We start from the raw sequence: 16275 nt of genomic DNA, 5'->3' as shown, positions 1-16275 counted from the left end.
CCGTGCGCAGACTGGGGGCATGACACGCAGCGACGCGACCGACCGGCTCCTCGACCGCTTCCTCACCGAACTGCGCGATCTGGCCCCCGTCGCCGTATGGGCGCACGGCTCACTCGGCGGTGGCGATTACCAGGAGGGCCGCAGCGACCTGGACCTGATCGCGATCCTGGACGATCCGATCACGGCGAGAACGGTCTGGCAGGTGGCGCGGCTGCACGCCCGTATGCGCGACGAGGCGCTCGTAGGCAAGTTGCACTGCGCCTATCTGACACCCGGGACTGCGGCAGGCGCGGAGCGACGGCACCTCATCTGGAGACACGAGCACCTGGGCAAGTTCCCCGTCACGCCGGTTACACGGCGCGAGCTGCACAGCTTCGGGCTGGTCCTGCACGGCGAGCCGCCCACGGGCCTGCTGCCACCTGTGCCGGACCATGAGCTCGCCGAGTTCGTCGTGCGCGACCAGCGGGACTTCTTGCGGCGGGAGGTCGACCGGGCGAGCAACTGGACGCAGGACATCTGGGTGGACTACGGGCTCGTCACGCACGCCCGTGCCGCAGTCACCCTGAAGGACGGGCGGCTGATCACCAAGCGAGAGGCACTGGAGCTGCTGCCCGCACTCGGTGCGCCCGTCGAGGTGGTCGAGGACGTCAGACGGCGGCGGTACGAGGGCCCCGGTGCGGTGCCGAGTGAGGAGTGGACCGCACGCAGGGCCGAGCTGACCAGGGCCTACCTCGGGCCGGCGATCGACAGCCTCGTACGGGCCTACGCATGACGCACGTACGGACCTACGCGTGACGCACGCGCGCGTCAGGCACGTTTCGTACCTACGCGCGCGTGGCGACCCGTTCCGTCGACTGCCCCGGCCCCGGAACCTCCACGGCCTCATGCCGCTCCCGCAGCGACAGCAGCACCCTCAGCGTGGCGATCCACACCAGGCAGGAGCCGAGCATGTGGAGGCCGACCAGAACCTCCGGAAGGTCGGTGAAGTACTGGACGTACCCGATGGCACCCTGCCCGAGGAGCACCAGGAAGAGGTCACGGGTGCGGTGGAGCGGATCCTTGGGGGCGTCGACGGCTCGCAGGACGAACCACAGGGTGAAGGCCATCGTCACCACGATCCAGGCCAGGACGGCATGCAGCCTGGTGATGTTCTCCCAGTCCAGCGGGATCCGCTCGACCTCCCTCGAGTCACCGGCGTGCGGGCCCGCACCCGTGACCACCGTGCCCACCGCGATGAGTAGGGCTGTGACGGCGACCAGGGCCCATACGAGCTGCTGCACCGACTTGCCGACCAGCGGACGCGGCGCGGAGTCGCCCTCCCGGGTGCGCTGCCACATGACGGTGGCGACGGCGATCAGTGCGGAGGAGAGCAGGAAGTGGGCGGCGACCGTGTACGGGTTGAGGCCGACCAGGACGACGATGCCGCCGAGCACCGCGTTGCCCATGACGACCCAGAACTGCGCCCAGCCGAGGCGGGTGAGGCCACGCCGGTACGGCTTCGCGGAGCGCGCCGCGATGATCGCCCAGCCGACCGCGGCGCTCAGTACGTACGTCAGCATCCGGTTGCCGAACTCGATGACGCCGTGGATGCCCATCTCGCTCGTGTTGGTCAGCGAGTCGTCGGTGCACTTGGGCCAGGTCGGGCAGCCGAGCCCCGAGCCGGTCAGACGTACGGCACCGCCGGTGACCACGATGACCACCGCCATGACGAGCGCGGCGAGGGCCGCTCGCTGAACCGTCCGGGGCATCGGGGTCCAGCGTTCGGCGATGAAGGCGAGGGGGTTGCGCACGGCCTCGACGGCAACGGCGCGGGTCAGATTCGGCACGCGCACCATGGTAGGCGGCCGCTTGTGCACGCCTTCACGAGGGGGGAGACGTGCACTCCGCCCTACTCCCAGCGGAAGAAACGGGCGGCGGCCGTGAGACCGACGACTCCCCACACGGTCAGGATGCCGAGGTTCCCCCACGGCATCCCGGCGCCGTGCTGGAGCACGTCCCTCAACCCGTCCGAGAGGGCCGAGATCGGCAGCAGGCCGAGCAGGGACTGGGCCGTGTCCGGGAACCTGTCGAGCGGGACGACGACCCCGCCGCCCACGAGCAGCAGCAGGAACACCAGGTTGGCGGCGGCCAGCGTCGCCTCCGCCTTCAGCGTGCCCGCCATCAGCAGGCCGAGACCCGAGAAGGCGGCCGTGCCGAGGACGAGCAGAAGCAGGACGGCGAGGGGGTTGCCGTGTGGCGACCAGCCGAGGGAGAAGGCGATCACTGTCACCAGGATCACCTGGAGGATCTCCGTGACCAGCACGGAGAGCGTCTTCGCCGCCATAAGCCCCCAGCGGGGGAGCGGTGAGGTGGCGAGCCGCTTCAGGACGCCGTACCGCCGCTCGAAGCCCGTGGCGATGGCCTGGCCCGTGAACGCCGTCGACATCACCGCGAGCGCCAGGATGCCGGGCGCCAGGAAGTCGACCGCCTCGCCCTCGCCCGTGTCGACGACGTCGACCGAGCTGAACAGCACGAGCAGCAGCGTGGGGATGACGACCGTCAGCAGCAACTGCTCGCCGTTGCGCAGCAGCATCTTCGTCTCGAGGGCCGCCTGCGCCGCGATCATGCGGGTCAGTGGCGCCGCCCCCGGCTTCGGGGTGTACGTGCCGGCGGTGGTCACGAACGCAGCTCCTTGCCGGTCATTTCCAAAAACACGTCCTCCAGGGTGTGCCGTTCCACCGAGATCTTCTCCGGCATCACCCCGTGCTGGGCGCACCAGGACGTGACGGTCGCGAGCAGTTGCGGGTCGACCTTGCCGCCCACCCGGTACGCGCCCGGTGTCAGCTCGGCCGCCGTGCAGTCCGGCGGGAGCGCCTTGAGCAGGGAACCTATGTCGAGGCCGGGACGGCCGCTGAAGCGGAGCGTGTTCTCGGCGCCGCCGCGGCACAGTTCCTCGGGGGAGCCCTGGGCGATGACCCGGCCCGCGTCGATGATCGCCACATCGTCGGCGAGCTGCTCGGCCTCGTCCATGTAGTGCGTGGTCAGGATGACCGAGACGCCGTCCGCACGCAGATCGCGTACGAGGTCCCAAGTGGCCCGGCGCGCCTGCGGATCGAGGCCGGCGGTCGGCTCGTCCAGGAAGACCAGTTCGGGCCGGCCGACGACAGCCATCGCGAGCGCGAGCCGCTGCTGCTGGCCGCCGGACAGCCGCCGGTACGTCGTGCGGCCGCAACTGCCGAGGCCCAGGCGCTCGATCAGCGCGTCCACGTCCAGCGGATGCGCGTGCAGCTTGGCCATGTGGCGGAGCATCTCGTCGGCGCGGGCGCCCGAGTAGACGCCGCCGGACTGGAGCATCACGCCGATCCGGGGACGCAGAGCCGTGGCCTCGCGCACCGGATCGAGCCCCAGTACGCGTACCGTCCCCGAGTCCGGCTTCCGGTACCCCTCGCAGGTCTCGACCGTGGTCGTCTTGCCCGCCCCGTTGGGACCCAGTACGGCGGTGATTCCCGCCCCGGCCACCAGGTCGAGGCCATCCACCGCGGTCTTCGTGCGGTACCGCTTCACCAGGGCCTGGACCTGGACGACGGGGTCGCTTTGCATGGCCCCGAGTCTAGGTATGCGCTCAATGCCCAGGACGGGCGGGTTGGCGATCCCCTGCGATCCCCCTCCGGGCCCTTCCGCTTCGAGTGACACAGCTCTCCTGCCACCGCGCGTTTTGGGCTGTTCGGGTGAATCGGTCGCAATCGTCGGATAACGAACTTTTGGCGGTGCTTCAGTTGTCATGGTCCGCCCAGGGCGGGAGGTGGACGCCTTCTCCCTCCCGCAGAAAGGCAGTTGACGCATGATCAGAAGCACCTTGTGCTCCCGGCTGAGAGCCGCCGCCGGCCTCCTCGCCTTCGGGCTGCTCTGCACAGCCCTCGTCGTCCTTCCCGGCACGTCGCCTGCGAGCGCTCAGCCCGTCGTCGGCCCGGCGCTGTTCGACGACTTCGACTACACCGGCTACACCGACCCGCGGATCGCCCAGCGCGGCTGGACCCTGCGGTCCGGCCAGGGCGGGCCTGGCGTGCCCGGCGCCACGTGGCTGCCGCAGAACTTCACCTTCGGCACCGAGTCCGGCAACTCGATCATGACAATGCGGTCGGGCACCAGCGGGACGGCGAGCAGCACCCAGCACACCGAGATCTACCAGCAGCGCAAGTTCCACTACGGCACCTACGCCGCGCGGGTCCGCTTCAGCGACGTGCCGATCTACGGACCGGACGGCGACCGCATGGTGCAGACGTTCTTCACCATCTCGCCGCTGAACTACTCGATGGACCCGGCCTACAGCGAACTCGACTTCGAGTACCTGCCGAACGGCGGATGGGGCATCCCCGGCAGCGCGCTGCTCGCCTCCTCCTGGGAGACGTACGCGGAGGATCCGCCTCAGGAGGACCACGTGACCACCCAGGAGCGCGCCAGTTTCGCCGGGTGGCACGACCTGGTCATCACGGTCGACAGTGAGGCCGTCACCTACTACATCGACGGCCGGCTCTTCGCCAGGCACATCGAGCCGTACCTGCCCGAGTCGACGATGAGCATCCGCTTCAACCACTGGCTGATCAACCTGACAGGGACCAGCAGCCGGAAGACTCGTGCGTACGAGGAGAAGGTCGACTACGTGTACTTCGTCCAGGACCAGATCCTCAGCCCCGCCGAGGTGCAGCCCGCCGTCGCCGACTACCGGACGCGGGGGGTGACCTTCGAGGACACCGTCTGAGGCGCTCGCGTGGGGCGGGGCGGCTCAGGACGAGGGGGCCGCCCCGTTCGCGTCGGCGATCGGCAGCAGGGCGGTGAAGGTGGTGCCGCGTCCTTCTTCGGAGTTCACCTCGATCTCGCCTCCGTGGTTCGCCACGATCGTATGGACGATCGTCAGCCCCAGACCCGTGCCCGGAATGGCCGCGTCGGTCGCGTTCGAGGCACGGAAGAACCGTTGGAAGAGCCTCTCCTGCTCGGCGGCGGGGATGCCGATGCCGGTGTCGCTGACGCTCAGGACCGCCTCGCTGTCGTGGGCGTCGGCGCGTACGGTGACCTTCCCGCCCTCCGGGGTGAACTTCACGGCGTTGGACAGCAGGTTCATCAGGACCCGGTCGAGCTGGTCGCTGTCCGCCTCCAGCACCAGGGGCCGGGAGGGCAGGTGCGTCTCCACCGTGACGGAGGCGGCCCCGGCGGCCGGCCGGATGGCGTCGGCAGCCGATGCCACCAGCCGGCACAGGTCGACCGGTCCCTTCCTGGAGCCGAACACCCCGGACTCGATGCGCGACAGGGTCAGCAGGTCCTCGATGAGCGCCCGCAGGCGGTTGGCGTTGCGGTCGACGACGTCCAGCATGTGCTGCTGCGGCTCGGTGAGCGGTCCGGTGTCCTCGTCCTTCAGCAGCTCGATGTACCCCACGATGCTGGTCAGCGGGGTGCGCAACTCGTGGGAGACGGTGGACAGGAAGTCGCTCTTGGCCTTGTCCAGGGCGCGCAGCTTCTCCACCAGGTGCGTCTCCTGTTTGTAGAGCAGCGCGGTGTGCAGCGCGCGGCCGGCACCGGCGGCCATGGACTCGGCGGTTTCGATCTCCACCGGGTCCCAGGGGCGGTCCGGCCCGGTCCGCGCGAGGAGGACGACACCGAGCGGTTCGTCACCGACGCCGACCGGGACGACGAGCACGCCCACCAGGCCCAGCGCCTCGGCCGCCGCCCGGGCGGCCTGTGGCAGGCCGCCCTTGCCGAAGGAGCCCGGCGCCCCGGGCAGCGGTGATCCCTCGGCCGGCGCGGTGGGCAGATCGTTGTGGCACCAGGCCGTTCCCTGCCGGTAGTGGTCGCGTACCACCTCGAGGGGGACGGGCGGAATCGGCTGCTCCTGCGCCGGGAGCAGTCCCTTTCCCGCACTCCAGGCGCGTGCCACGCCGACGAGGGAGCTGTCCTCCTCGGCGAGGAGGACGAAGGCATGGTCGGCTTCCAGTCCCTCACCGATTCCGGCGCACGCGGTGTCGAGGACCTGCTCGATGTCGAGGTGCTCCCGGATGCGGACACCGACGGCCCGTGCGGTCTTCCCCAGTCGGGCGCGCTCCTGCTCGATCGTCCGCAGCCGGTCGCTCTCCTCGGCGAGCGCGTTCACCGACCGTGCCACCGCCCTGATCTCCTCCGGTCCCTCCTCCTCCGCCCGCGCCGAGTGGTCGCCCGAGGTCAGCCGGTGGAGGGCCCGAGCGGTGCCGTGCAGCGGCCGGGTGAGGGAACGGGTGGTGCGTATCGCCGCGTAGAGGGCCAGTGCCCCGCCTGCCGCCAGCAGGATGCCGATGACCAAAGCGCTGAGGTCGAGGATCGCGTCGGCCCGGTCCTCCTGACGCTCGATGTCAGCGTTGAGCTGTTCCTCCAGCCGGTGGTTGGCGGCCTCGAAGGCCGCGAACGGCCGGGCGGCCTGTGTGGTCAGCCGGGTGGCCCCTTGGCCGCCGGGTGAGGCCTTCGCCTGGTGGTCGGCCATGCGTGTGTAGGCACGTAGCTGACGTTCCTGCACCGCGAGATTCCGCCGGGCTGCGTCGGTGGCATGCCGCCCGGCCGCGGCAAGGATCGCGAAGGCCTCGTCACGCGTCCGGAGATAGCTGCTCTGCTCCGTCCTGTCGCCGGTGAGCAGATACGTGCGCACGGATCGGTGCATATGGGCCGCCCGGTCGTGCACGTCCTGGTTCTCGCGTACCACCGGCTCCAATTGATCGACGACCTCATCGTGCAGCTCGTCCGCCATCTCGGCGGTGGTCAGTGAGCCCGCTCCGACGAGCAGGAGCAGAGCGATCAGAAGTCCGAAGGTCATGGCGAGCCGGCGTGCAACGTAGACGCCGCGCCGTCCTGTTGTGATCCTCAATGCCGGTCACCGCCCTCCCGGGCCCGCTCGGGCGGGCCGAATCCGCTGCGCGTCATCGAGCCCCACTCCTGCGGGGACCGGTGCAGCGCGTCCCAGACGCCCCGCAGCCGCCACCACGCCGTGAACTGGCGGTAGCCGATGTTCTCGACGAACACACCGACGGCAGCCCCCCACAGGTCCCGCCACTGTGAGAAGCGGTGGCAGGCGTACTCCTCCACCGCGACCGACACCAGGCTGACGATCATCGCGTAGGCGTAGGCGGCGAGCAGGAAGCGCCACAGGAAGTCCGCGTCGACCGCGCCGATCAGCACACCCAGCGGCACGAGCACGAGACCGGCGAGTTCCACCAGTGGGGCCAGCAGTTCGAAGAGCACGTAGAAGGGGAGGGCCACCAGGCCGATGCGGCCGTAGCGCGGGTTGCCGATCATGTGGCGGTGCTTGAGCAGGATCTCCGTCAGACCGCGCTGCCACCGACGCCGCTGGCGCCCCAGGACCCGGAGCTTGGAGGGAGCCTCGCTCCAGGAGATCGGTTCGGTGACGAAGATGATCCGGTAGTCGCTGTTCCGGCGGCCCCGCTCGCGCAGATGCCGGTGGAGGCGGACGACGAGTTCGGCGTCCTCGCCGATGCAGTCCGGGTCCATGCCGCCCACCGCGACCACCGCGTCCCGCCGGAACAGGCCGAAGGCCCCGGCGATGATCAGCAGCCCGCCCACCTTCGACCAGCCGGTACGGCCGAGGAAGAAGGCGCGCAGATACTCGACGACCTGTGCGCGCCCCAGAAGGTCAGCGGGGACGTGCGCCTTGACCACGCGTCCGGCCTCGACGGTGCAGCCATTGGCGACGCCGACCACACCGCCGGTGGCCACCACCCGCAGCGGGTCGTCGCTGAACGGTTTGGCCACGGCGAGCAGGGACTGCGAGTCGAGGATGCAGTCGGCGTCCACCATGCACAGCAACGGGTAGCGCGCCAGGTTGATCCCGACGTTGAGCGCGTCGGCCTTGCCGCCGTTCTCCTTCCGGGCCACCACCAGGGGCACCGGACCTCCCGTGGGCAGATGCAACGAGGTGACTCTGCCGCGCATGGGGACGTCCTCGGGCACGACATGCTCCACCTCGGCGAGGTCGAAGGCGGCCGTGAGGGCGTCCAGTGATCCGTCGGTGGAGCCGTCGTCGACCACGACGACCTCGAACACCGGATAGTGCAGCAGCAGCATCGCCCTTACAGCCTCAGTGATGCCGGCCGCTTCGTTGTACGCGGGCATGATCACCGAGATGGGCGGGGTGAACGGGCTGCCGGCCGCGTCCTCGTAGCCGGCGAAGGGGGCCCGGCGCAGCCTCCTGACGAGCTCGGCGAGGGCGAAGAAGATCAGTACGAGGTAGCCGGTGTTGATGGCGAGGAAGTAGATGATGACGGCGGTGTCGCACAACGCGACCAGCCCGTGCACCGTGCCGAGCAGCCCGTCCCACTTCTCGACGCCCACCGCGTTCACAGGGCCACCTCCCCAAGGACGTCATGACGCGAGCGGCCGACCGCCGCCTCCGCGAGCGCGGCCCTGGCCTGCGCGGTGGCCGGCGCCTCGGGGCGGCCGTCAGCGGCCTCGCGCAGCGCCGACTCGCCCGCCGGACCCAGCCGCAGCAGTGCCCGCGCCGCCGTGCCCGCCACATGCGGGTCCGGGTCGTCGAGCAGCTCCGTCAGCGGGCCCGTCGCGGCGACGGCACCCAGGTTGCCCAGGGCTCCGGCAGCCACGATCCGCAGGGCGACCGGCCGGCCGGGCCTGATGGACGCCCGCAGCGGTGGAAGACCGTCGGGCATGCCCAGCCTGCCCAGCGCGCGTGCCGCCCGGATTCGTACCTCGAGGTCGGTGTCCTCGCGCAGTGCCCGGGCCACCTCGGGGGCCCGGGAAATGGCGCCGGTCACCCCGAGCGCCTCGATGGCCACCGCCCGGACGAGGGGTTCCGGGTCCCGAAGCCCCGCTGCGACGCCGGGCCACGCATCGAGTCCGAGGGAGGTGAGGGACGCGGTGACCAGATTGGGCGGCACGGTCCGCGGTCCGCACAGGCTCCTCAGCAGGTGCGGCACGGCCACCGGATCCCCGGTCCGGCCCAGCGTCCTTGCCGCGGCCAGCCGCACCTCCCGGTCGCGGTCGTCGAGCAGCCGGCACAGTGCCGGGGCCGCCGGGCGGTGCGCGAGTTGCCCGAGGACGTGCGCCGCACGCCCTCGCCGGGCCGCGCTGCGGCTCCCTAGGTCGGCGACGGCGTCGTCGGCGGCTCCCCGTACTTCGTACAGCCGGACCAGCGCCGTACGTGCTCTTCCGGAGACCTTGCCCACCATCGCCGCCACCGTCGGCTCGAGCGCGGCCCAGGTCCGCTTCTCGATCCGCGCGAGGCGGTCCAGCAGCTCGTCCTGCTCGTCCTCCGCCGCGCACAGCAGTTCCAGCAGTAGGCCGCGCACCGGCGCCGCGATCCGTTCACGTCTGTGCCTGCGGTACGTACGGGCGCCACGGAAGGCGGCGGTCAGCAGGCTCAGCATCAGCACCACGGCCAGCAGACACATCAGCGCCCAGTTGACGATGCCGGTGCTGATCAACGATCGACCCGGGTGAGCATCGCGGTGACCCGGCTGGACAGTTCGCGAGGGCTGAAGGGCTTGATGATGTAGTCGTCCGCGCCTGCCGCGAAGCCGAGTTCGACGTCTCCCTCCTGGGACCGGGCGGTGATCAGGATGACGGGCAGCGACGCGGTTTCGTCCGCCGCGCGCACCTCGCGGCAGACGTCCAGTCCCGACATCCCCGGCATCCGTATGTCGAGGAGCAGGAGATCCAGCGGCTGTTCGCGCACCACTCGCAGTGCGGCCATGCCGTCCTCCACGGCTGTGACCTGGTGGCCGCTCTGGACCAGCTTGAACGCCACGAGATCCCGGATGTCGGCGTCGTCGTCGGCGATCAGGACACGAGCCATTACTCCTCCTGCGATACGGACTCCTGCGATCCGGACCCCCGCGATACGGAGCTTCGGTAGGAGTCGACGAGCCGAGCCACCGCGGGCTGCCGGAACGGCTTGGCCAGCAGTTCGTCCGTCGCGAGCTCGACCAGGTCCTCCGGGCTGAGCACGGACGTGACGACGAGGTGGCACCGCTTCGTCCGCTCGTCCGCCCGTAGTCTCCGGATGACTTCCCGTCCGTCGATGCCGGGCAGCAGCACGTCGATGATCGCCATGTCCGGAGGCTCGGCGAACGCTCGCTCCAGCCCTTCCTCACCCGTGTCCGCGACGGTCACGCGGCAGCCCAGGCCATTGAGATGCCGCTCCAGCAGGGCACCGACGTCCCGGTCGTCCTCGATCACCAGAACGTGTACGAGTCCGTGGGGAGAGCCCATCGCCAGTCCGATCAAGTAGGGCGGTCAAGTGGGGCAGCCAGTTCCAAATTAGGGTCAATATGGATCTCTCGCCACATGGGGCCCATAGCCCCCACTGGTACGCCGGCTCGGGCGGTCGACCAAAGATCAACTCCGCAGGTCAGCTTAGGTATGCCTAAGTGATGCACCGCACGCCGGGCGGCACGGACGCGGGTTGTCACGCTCTCGGGAATTACGCAACAATGGTGTTGTGAAAAACGTCGGCCAGGCTCCGCAGGAGGAACTAGCGACCGGTGAGCGCTCCACGCGCAACCGGGTCGCGCGTTCCATCCTGGATCACGGCCCGTCGACCGTGGCCGATCTGGCCGGCCGCCTCGGCCTCACCCAGGCGGCGGTGCGCCGGCATCTGGATGCTCTGGTCGCCGACGACGTGGTGGAGCCGCGTGAGAAGCGTGTCTACGGAGCACGTACGCGCGGCCGGCCCGCCAAGGTCTTCGCGCTGACGGACTGCGGCCGGGACGCCTTCGACCAGTCGTACGACAAGCTCGCCGCCGACGCGCTGCGCTGGATCGCCGAGCGTGAAGGCGGTGACGAAGCCGTCGCCGCCTTCGCCCGCGCCAGGATCGCCGCACAGGCCGGGGCCTACCGCAAGGCTATCGACGCCGCCGCCCCCGACAAGCGCACCGAAGCCCTGGCCAAGGCCCTGAGTGCGGACGGGTACGCTGCTACAGCGCGCAGCGCTCCCCTTCCCCACAACGGCGAGCAGCTCTGCCAGCACCACTGCCCGGTCGCGCATGTCGCCGAGCAGTTCCCCCAGCTGTGCGAGGCGGAGACCGAGATCTTTTCCCAGTTGCTCGGGACGCATGTCCAGCGGCTGGCCACCATCGCCCATGGCGACGGCGTCTGCACGACGTTCATCCCCAAGGCAACCCACCAGACCACCGATAACGCATCTGCAAGCACGGCCGGGAGGAACCCCGCATGACTCTCCCCACGGAGACTGCCCACCCTGAGCTCGAGGGTTTGGGTACGTACGAATACGGCTGGGCCGACTCCGACGTAGCCGGTGCCTCTGCCAAGCGCGGCCTGAACGAGGACGTCGTACGCGACATCTCCGCGAAGAAGAACGAGCCGGAGTGGATGACCAAGCTCCGCCTCAAGGGCCTGCGCCTGTTCGAGAAGAAGCCCATGCCGAACTGGGGCTCGGACCTGTCGGGCATCGACTTCGACAACATCAAGTACTTCGTACGTTCCACGGAGAAGCAGGCGGAGTCCTGGGAGGACCTGCCCGAGGACATCAAGAACACGTACGACAAGCTCGGCATCCCGGAGGCGGAGAAGCAGCGCCTCGTCGCCGGTGTCGCGGCCCAGTACGAGTCGGAGGTCGTCTACCACCAGATCCGCGAGGACCTGGAGGAGCAGGGCGTCATCTTCCTGGACACCGACACGGCCCTGAAGGAGCACCCCGAGCTCTTCAAGGAGTACTTCGGGACGGTCATCCCGGTCGGTGACAACAAGTTCGCGTCGCTGAACTCCGCCGTGTGGTCCGGCGGCTCCTTCATCTACGTGCCGAAGGGCGTGCACGTGGAGATCCCGCTCCAGGCCTACTTCCGGATCAACACGGAGAACATGGGCCAGTTCGAGCGGACTCTGATCATCGTCGACGAGGGCGCCTATGTGCACTACGTCGAGGGCTGCACGGCGCCGATCTACAAGAGCGACTCCCTGCACAGCGCGGTCGTCGAGATCATCGTCAAGAAGAACGCCCGCTGCCGCTACACGACCATCCAGAACTGGTCGAACAACGTCTACAACCTGGTCACCAAGCGCGCCGTGGCGTACGAGGGCGCGACCATGGAGTGGATCGACGGCAACATCGGCTCCAAGGTCACGATGAAGTACCCCGCCGTCTACCTGATGGGCGAGCACGCCAAGGGCGAGACCCTGTCCATCGCCTTCGCGGGCGAGGGGCAGCACCAGGACGCCGGCTCCAAGATGGTCCACATGGCGCCGAACACCTCCTCCAACATCGTCTCCAAGTCGGTGGCGCGCGCCGGCGGCCGTACGTCGTACCGCGGTCTGGTGGAGATCGGCGAGGGCGCCCACGGCTCGAAGTCCAACGTGCTGTGTGACGCGCTGCTCGTCGACACGATCTCGCGGTCCGACACCTACCCGTACGTGGACGTCCGCGAGGACGACGTGTCCATGGGCCACGAGGCGACCGTCTCCAAGGTCTCCGAGGACCAGCTCTTCTACCTGATGAGCCGCGGTCTGAGCGAGTTCGAGGCGATGGCCATGATCGTGCGCGGCTTCGTGGAGCCGATCGCCAAGGAACTGCCCATGGAGTACGCGCTTGAGCTCAACCGGCTGATCGAGCTGCAGATGGAGGGCGCGGTCGGCTGACCGACCTCCGGTACCGACGTCTACTCCAGTATCGACGTCTAGGGGGGCGGCGGATCCGCCCCCCACCAGCAGCCCGAAGACTCATTACGTAGGAAGAGAGCAGACCGACAGCCATGGCTGAGGCTCAGAACATCCCCGTGGGGTCGACCACCGCGGGCCAGATCGCGGTCGCCGCCGAGTCGACCGTCGCCACGCGCATGAGCGCGCCCCCGTCCTTCGACGTGGCGGACTTCCCGGTCCCGCACGGCCGCGAGGAGGAGTGGCGGTTCACCCCGCTGGAGCGGCTGCGCGGGCTGCACGACGGCACCGCCGTCGCCACCGGCACCGGTGTGAAGGTCGATGTGCAGGCCCCCGAGGGCGTGACCGTCGAGACCGTCGGTCGTGACGACGCGCGGATCGGCAAGGCGGGCACTCCGGTGGACCGCGTGGCCGCCCAGGCGTTTTCGGCGTTCGAGCAGGCCGGCGTGATCACCGTCCCCAAGGAGACGGTGCTCACCGAGCCGATCCGGGTCGCCGTGCACGGCGAGGGCGGGACCGCCTACGGCCACCAGGTAGTCGAGCTCGGCGCCTTCGCCGAGGCCGTCGTCGTCATCGACCACACCGGTGACGCGGTGCTCGCCGCCAACGTCGACTACATCCTGGGCGACGGCGCCAAGCTCACCGTCATCTCCGTCCAGGACTGGGACGACAAGGCCGTGCACGTCGGCCAGCACAACGCGCTGATCGGCCGAGACGCCACCTTCAAGTCGTTCGTGGTCACCTTCGGCGGCGATCTCGTACGCCTCCACCCGCGCGTCCAGTACGCCGGCACCGGCGGCGAGGCCGAGCTCTTCGGCCTGTACTTCACCGACGCGGGACAGCACCAGGAGCACCGCCTCCTCGTCGACCACAACACCCCGCACTGCAAGTCGAACGTCGCCTACAAGGGCGCGCTCCAGGGCGACGACGCGCACGCGGTGTGGATCGGCGACGTCCTGATCGAGGCCAAGGCCGAAGGTACGGACACGTACGAGATGAACCGGAACCTGGTCCTGACGGACGGTGCACGGGTCGACTCCGTACCGAATCTCGAGATCGAGACCGGCGAAATCGTCGGCGCGGGCCACGCCAGTGCCACCGGCCGCTTCGACGACGAGCAGCTCTTCTACCTGATGGCCCGCGGTATCCCCGCCGAGGAGGCCCGCCGCCTCGTCGTCCGCGGCTTCTTCGCCGAGCTGGTCCAGCAGATCGGTGTCGACGACATCGAGGAGCGGCTGCTCGTGAAGATCGACGAGGAGCTGGAGGCGTCGGTCTGATGGCCATCGCGTTCGTACGCGCCTGCGGGCTGAGCGAGCTGGAGGAGGACACCCCGAAGCGGGTGGAACTCGACGGCACGCCGGTCTCCGTCGTGCAGACCGAGGGCGAGGTGTTCGCGATCTACGACATCTGCTCGCACGCGAACGTCTCGCTGTCGGAGGGCGAGGTGGACGACTGCCACATCGAGTGCTGGCTGCACGGCTCGCGTTTCGATCTGCGCTCCGGGAAACCCGACGCCCTTCCCGCGACCCGCCCCATTCCCGTATACCCCGTAAAGATCGAAGGGGACGATGTGCTCGTCTCCCTCACCCAGGAGTCCTGAGGCACCCATGGCAACGCTTGAAATCCGAGACCTGCACGTCACCGTCGAGGCCGACAACGCCACGAAGGAGATCCTCAAGGGCGTCGACCTCACCGTGAAGCAGGGCGAGACGCACGCCATCATGGGCCCGAACGGCTCCGGCAAGTCGACTCTCGCCTACTCGCTCGCGGGTCACCCCAAGTACACGATCACCGAGGGCACCGTCACCCTCGACGGCGAGGACGTCCTGGAGATGTCCGTCGACGAGCGCGCCCGCGCCGGCCTCTTCCTCGCGATGCAGTACCCGGTCGAGGTCCCCGGCGTCTCGGTCTCCAACTTCCTCCGTACGTCCGCCACCGCCATCCGCGGCGAGGCCCCGAAGCTGCGTACGTGGGTCAAGGAGGTGAAGGAGGCCATGCAGCACCTGAACATGGACCCCTCCTTCGCCGAGCGCAACGTGAACGAAGGCTTCTCCGGCGGTGAGAAGAAGCGCCACGAGATCCTCCAGCTGGAGCTGCTCAAGCCGAAGATCGCGATCCTCGACGAGACCGACTCCGGCCTCGACGTCGACGCGCTCCGGGTCGTCTCCGAGGGCGTCAACCGCGTCCGGGAGACCGGCGAGGTGGGCACGCTGCTCATCACGCACTACACGCGCATCCTGCGCTACATCAAGCCCGACCACGTCCACGTCTTCGCCGGCGGGCGGATCGCCGAGTCCGGCGGCCCCGAGCTGGCCGACAAGCTGGAGAACGAGGGGTACGAGGCTTACACGAAGGGTGGAGTATCCGCGTGACACAGCTGCCGGGCCTCCTCGACACAGAGGCGATCCGCAAGGACTTCCCCGTTCTGGACCGACAGGTCCACGACGGCAAGAAGCTGGTGTACCTCGACAACGCGGCGACCTCGCAGAAACCGCGCCAGGTACTGGACGCCCTGAACGAGTACTACGAGCGCCACAACGCCAACGTCCATCGCGGTGTGCATGTGCTCGCCGAGGAGGCCACGGCGCTGTACGAGGGCGCGCGGGACAAGGTCGCCACGTTCATCAACGCGCCCAGCCGCGACGAGGTGATCTTCACCAAGAACGCCTCCGAATCGCTCAACCTCGTGGCCAACATGCTCGGCTGGGCCGACGAGCCCTACCGCGTCGACCACGAGACCGAGATCGTCATCACGGAGATGGAGCACCACTCCAACATCGTTCCGTGGCAGCTGCTGTCGCAGCGCACGGGCGCGAAGCTGAAGTGGTTCGGCCTGACCGACGACGGCCGCCTCGACCTGTCGAACATCGACGAGATCATCACCGAGAAGACGAAGATCGTTTCCTTTGTGCTGGTCTCGAACATCCTCGGCACCTTCAACCCGGTTGAGGCGATAATCCGCCGGGCGCAGGAGGTCGGTGCTCTCGTCTGCATCGACGCCTCGCAGGCCGCGCCGCACATGCCGCTGGACGTGCAGGCGCTCCAGGCCGACTTCGTGGCCTTCACCGGCCACAAGATGTGCGCTCCGACGGGCGTCGGCATCCTGTGGGGACGCCAGGAGCTGCTGGAGGACCTGCCCCCGTTCCTCGGCGGCGGCGAGATGATCGAGACGGTGTCGATGCACTCGTCGACGTACGCACCGGCGCCCCACAAGTTCGAGGCCGGTACGCCCCCGATCGCGCAGGCGGTCGGGCTCGGTGCGGCGATCGACTACCTGACCTCCATCGGCATGGAGAAGATCGCGGCCCACGAGCACGCGCTGACCGAGTACGCGGTCAAGCGCCTGTCGGAGGTCCCCGACCTGCGCATCATCGGCCCCACCACGGCCGAGGAGCGCGGCGCGGCGATCTCCTTCACGCTCGGCGACATCCACCCCCACGACGTGGGCCAGGTCCTCGACGAGCAGGGCATCGCGGTCCGGGTCGGCCACCACTGCGCCCGGCCCGTCTGCCTCCGGTACGGAATTCCTGCGACCACGCGAGCGTCGTTCTATCTGTACTCCACGCCGGGTGAGATCGAAGCACTTGTGGAAGGCCTGGACTACGTACGGAACTTCTTCGGCTGAGGGATTGGCGAGCG

Annotated in this window: 16 protein-coding genes; 8 read left to right on the top strand and 8 right to left on the bottom strand. The window is 69.1% G+C overall.

Annotated elements, in window-relative coordinates; translation table 11 throughout:
• Positions 1 to 19 precede the first annotated feature (19 nt).
• The gene (locus tag ACFYO0_RS32040) at positions 20 to 772 is read left to right on the top strand and encodes a nucleotidyltransferase domain-containing protein (protein ID WP_388683073.1); all 753 of its coding nucleotides are present in this window, start codon (positions 20 to 22) and stop codon (positions 770 to 772) included.
• Between the two features lie 52 nt (positions 773 to 824).
• Here ACFYO0_RS32040 and ACFYO0_RS32035 read toward each other — a convergent pair whose 3' ends face one another.
• From ACFYO0_RS32035 to ACFYO0_RS32025, 3 genes are read right to left on the bottom strand one after another with little or no spacing between them, the layout of a single operon-like run.
• Entirely contained in the window at positions 825 to 1835 is a 1011-nt protein-coding gene (locus tag ACFYO0_RS32035; protein WP_388683071.1) for a heme A synthase, read from the bottom strand.
• Between the two features lie 53 nt (positions 1836 to 1888).
• Positions 1889 to 2605 (bottom strand): ABC transporter permease, encoded by a 717-nt coding sequence (locus ACFYO0_RS32030; protein ID WP_388683173.1) that lies wholly within the window; start codon positions 2603 to 2605, stop codon positions 1889 to 1891.
• 50 nt (positions 2606 to 2655) lie between these two features.
• Entirely contained in the window at positions 2656 to 3579 is a 924-nt protein-coding gene (locus ACFYO0_RS32025) for an ABC transporter ATP-binding protein (RefSeq protein ID WP_388683069.1), read from the bottom strand.
• 241 nt (positions 3580 to 3820) lie between these two features.
• Between ACFYO0_RS32025 and ACFYO0_RS32020 the strand changes: the two genes are divergently transcribed.
• The gene (locus ACFYO0_RS32020; RefSeq protein ID WP_388683066.1) at positions 3821 to 4738 is read left to right on the top strand and encodes a glycoside hydrolase family 16 protein; all 918 of its coding nucleotides are present in this window, start codon (positions 3821 to 3823) and stop codon (positions 4736 to 4738) included.
• A 24-nt stretch (positions 4739 to 4762) separates the two neighbouring features.
• On the opposite strand, the gene ACFYO0_RS32015 is transcribed toward ACFYO0_RS32020, so the two are convergent.
• From ACFYO0_RS32015 to ACFYO0_RS31995, 5 genes are read right to left on the bottom strand one after another with little or no spacing between them, the layout of a single operon-like run.
• Positions 4763 to 6811, bottom strand: coding sequence for an ATP-binding protein (locus ACFYO0_RS32015; RefSeq protein ID WP_388683064.1), 2049 nt, complete (start codon positions 6809 to 6811; stop codon positions 4763 to 4765).
• Between the two features lie 47 nt (positions 6812 to 6858).
• Positions 6859 to 8352: a glycosyltransferase gene (locus tag ACFYO0_RS32010; protein ID WP_388683062.1), complete on the bottom strand. Its 1494-nt coding sequence runs from the start codon at positions 8350 to 8352 to the stop codon at positions 6859 to 6861.
• On the bottom strand, positions 8349 to 9449 hold the full coding sequence (locus ACFYO0_RS32005; RefSeq protein WP_388683060.1) for a HEAT repeat domain-containing protein: 1101 nt from the start codon (positions 9447 to 9449) through the stop codon (positions 8349 to 8351). The genes ACFYO0_RS32010 and ACFYO0_RS32005 overlap by 4 nt, the downstream gene beginning before the upstream one ends.
• Positions 9446 to 9820: a response regulator transcription factor gene (locus ACFYO0_RS32000; protein WP_388683057.1), complete on the bottom strand. Its 375-nt coding sequence runs from the start codon at positions 9818 to 9820 to the stop codon at positions 9446 to 9448. Before ACFYO0_RS32000 ends, ACFYO0_RS32005 begins: the two co-directional genes overlap by 4 nt.
• The gene (locus ACFYO0_RS31995) at positions 9820 to 10236 is read right to left on the bottom strand and encodes a response regulator (protein ID WP_388683054.1); all 417 of its coding nucleotides are present in this window, start codon (positions 10234 to 10236) and stop codon (positions 9820 to 9822) included. Before ACFYO0_RS31995 ends, ACFYO0_RS32000 begins: the two co-directional genes overlap by 1 nt.
• 229 nt (positions 10237 to 10465) lie before the next feature.
• Between ACFYO0_RS31995 and ACFYO0_RS31990 the strand changes: the two genes are divergently transcribed.
• The 6 genes from ACFYO0_RS31990 (at position 10466) to ACFYO0_RS31965 (ending at position 16261) form a co-directional block, all read left to right on the top strand.
• Positions 10466 to 11200, top strand: a complete 735-nt coding sequence (locus ACFYO0_RS31990; RefSeq protein WP_388683052.1) for a helix-turn-helix transcriptional regulator — start codon at positions 10466 to 10468, stop codon at positions 11198 to 11200.
• Positions 11197 to 12618: a Fe-S cluster assembly protein SufB gene (sufB, locus tag ACFYO0_RS31985; RefSeq protein ID WP_388683050.1), complete on the top strand. Its 1422-nt coding sequence runs from the start codon at positions 11197 to 11199 to the stop codon at positions 12616 to 12618. The genes ACFYO0_RS31990 and sufB overlap by 4 nt, the downstream gene beginning before the upstream one ends.
• A gap of 113 nt (positions 12619 to 12731) precedes the next feature.
• On the top strand, positions 12732 to 13913 hold the full coding sequence (sufD, locus tag ACFYO0_RS31980; RefSeq protein ID WP_388683048.1) for a Fe-S cluster assembly protein SufD: 1182 nt from the start codon (positions 12732 to 12734) through the stop codon (positions 13911 to 13913).
• Positions 13914 to 13918: 5 nt separating this feature from the next.
• On the top strand, positions 13919 to 14236 hold the full coding sequence (locus tag ACFYO0_RS31975) for a non-heme iron oxygenase ferredoxin subunit (RefSeq protein ID WP_388683171.1): 318 nt from the start codon (positions 13919 to 13921) through the stop codon (positions 14234 to 14236).
• Between the two features lie 7 nt (positions 14237 to 14243).
• The gene (sufC, locus tag ACFYO0_RS31970) at positions 14244 to 15008 is read left to right on the top strand and encodes a Fe-S cluster assembly ATPase SufC (RefSeq protein ID WP_388683045.1); all 765 of its coding nucleotides are present in this window, start codon (positions 14244 to 14246) and stop codon (positions 15006 to 15008) included.
• On the top strand, positions 15005 to 16261 hold the full coding sequence (locus ACFYO0_RS31965; protein ID WP_388683044.1) for a cysteine desulfurase: 1257 nt from the start codon (positions 15005 to 15007) through the stop codon (positions 16259 to 16261). Before sufC ends, ACFYO0_RS31965 begins: the two co-directional genes overlap by 4 nt.
• The last annotated feature ends 14 nt before the right edge of the window (positions 16262 to 16275 follow it).

Source organism: Streptomyces sp. NPDC006365 (assembly GCF_042870755.1).
GTDB lineage: Bacteria > Actinomycetota > Actinomycetes > Streptomycetales > Streptomycetaceae > Streptomyces > Streptomyces xiangluensis.
Note: the sequence above shows the minus strand (reverse complement) of the source record. Positions and strands in the feature narration are given on the sequence as shown.

What these genes read in the sequence shown, in the direction of transcription:
- sufD (WP_388683048.1), top strand. Translation starts at nt 12,732, where the DNA reads ATGGCTGAGGCTCAGAACATCCCCGTGGGGTCGACCACCGCGGGCCAG.
- ACFYO0_RS32025 (WP_388683069.1), bottom strand. Translation starts at nt 3,579, where the DNA reads ATGCAAAGCGACCCCGTCGTCCAGGTCCAGGCCCTGGTGAAGCGGTAC.
- ACFYO0_RS32015 (WP_388683064.1), bottom strand. Translation starts at nt 6,811, where the DNA reads ATGACCTTCGGACTTCTGATCGCTCTGCTCCTGCTCGTCGGAGCGGGC.
- ACFYO0_RS32000 (WP_388683057.1), bottom strand. Translation starts at nt 9,820, where the DNA reads ATGGCTCGTGTCCTGATCGCCGACGACGACGCCGACATCCGGGATCTC.
- ACFYO0_RS32040 (WP_388683073.1), top strand. Translation starts at nt 20, where the DNA reads ATGACACGCAGCGACGCGACCGACCGGCTCCTCGACCGCTTCCTCACC.
- sufC (WP_388683045.1), top strand. Translation starts at nt 14,244, where the DNA reads ATGGCAACGCTTGAAATCCGAGACCTGCACGTCACCGTCGAGGCCGAC.
- sufB (WP_388683050.1), top strand. Translation starts at nt 11,197, where the DNA reads ATGACTCTCCCCACGGAGACTGCCCACCCTGAGCTCGAGGGTTTGGGT.
- ACFYO0_RS32035 (WP_388683071.1), bottom strand. Translation starts at nt 1,835, where the DNA reads ATGGTGCGCGTGCCGAATCTGACCCGCGCCGTTGCCGTCGAGGCCGTG.
- ACFYO0_RS32020 (WP_388683066.1), top strand. Translation starts at nt 3,821, where the DNA reads ATGATCAGAAGCACCTTGTGCTCCCGGCTGAGAGCCGCCGCCGGCCTC.
- ACFYO0_RS31995 (WP_388683054.1), bottom strand. Translation starts at nt 10,236, where the DNA reads ATGGGCTCTCCCCACGGACTCGTACACGTTCTGGTGATCGAGGACGAC.
- ACFYO0_RS32030 (WP_388683173.1), bottom strand. Translation starts at nt 2,605, where the DNA reads ATGATCGCGGCGCAGGCGGCCCTCGAGACGAAGATGCTGCTGCGCAAC.